Below are 989 nucleotides of genomic sequence, written 5' to 3' on the forward strand. Positions count from 1 at the left end.
TTGGATAGGACAAATCAATCGATGAGTAGCAATTCTCTGAAAATGAAAAAGTATTTATGACTAAAGACAACAAGCAAATAAGAGAAATTTGGGACGATATTACAGAGGGAGCGGAGATATTAGAAGAAAAACTTGATAGAAAAGGAGAATATATGATAAAAAGACGAAGACTTAGTGATGGCACGATAATTCAGTTAAGGAAGAAATCATCTGGTGGAGCAAAAGCAAAAAAGAGGGGAAAGGAGGAACTGGAGGTTCTACAATAGAAATAGATGCCTCTGCTAAAAAACCAGACCAAATAAGAATCCACAATAAGGCAAAAGAAGATGGCGATTGGTAGAGGATTGAATAATATTGGTGAATGTCTTTTTCAAGAATTTGCAGAAATCTTTTCCAAAAAAGGATATGAAGAGTTTGATATTTTAAAACAAATTCCAAATATCATAAAAACTGATATTTTGGAGTATTTTGAGTATCACATTATGGATTTTGCTGTAAATGGTGATGGTGAAGCTGATAGTTTTTTTATGCTAAGAACCAAAGAATTATATGATAACAATCCAAATCCCACCTACATTAGCGAATACATTAATATTGTGGGACAACTCTTTTTGGCTGGATATATAGAATTTGGAATGTGTGGATTGCAAGATAAAGAGGAGAATCTACTCGCTAATCAAGGGGTTGATAAATATCAAGCGTGGATATATTTTAGGGATAATTTCTTTTATACAGGTGCTTATGAGATAGGCATAACAGACCTTGAAGAGAAATATCCAAATATGAGCGATGATGAATATAGAAATGCTGATTGGGACACACCACAATATTGGGATAGATATATGTTTTGGGTAATGACTACCCCAAAAGGCGAAAAATATTTTAACGAGATTCTATCCCCTAGATTCTACGAAAAATACAAAGATTTAGAAGTAGAAATAGATGATAAAGGTAATATTGTGCGTTGGATAGGACAGATAAATAGATGA

General features: G+C 33.1%; 2 protein-coding genes. Both read left to right on the forward strand.

Going from position 1 to position 989, the window contains the following annotated elements; all coding sequences use genetic code 11:
- Positions 1-56: 56 nt before the first annotated feature.
- Positions 57-266: a hypothetical protein gene (locus tag LS81_RS11000; protein ID WP_052096675.1), complete on the forward strand. Its 210-nt coding sequence runs from the start codon at positions 57-59 to the stop codon at positions 264-266.
- A gap of 60 nt (positions 267-326) precedes the next feature.
- Positions 327-989, forward strand: a complete 663-nt coding sequence (locus LS81_RS11005; protein WP_034348065.1) for a hypothetical protein — start codon at positions 327-329, stop codon at positions 987-989.

The sequence above is a fragment of the Helicobacter trogontum genome, from assembly GCF_000765905.2.
Lineage (GTDB): Bacteria > Campylobacterota > Campylobacteria > Campylobacterales > Helicobacteraceae > Helicobacter_A > Helicobacter_A trogontum.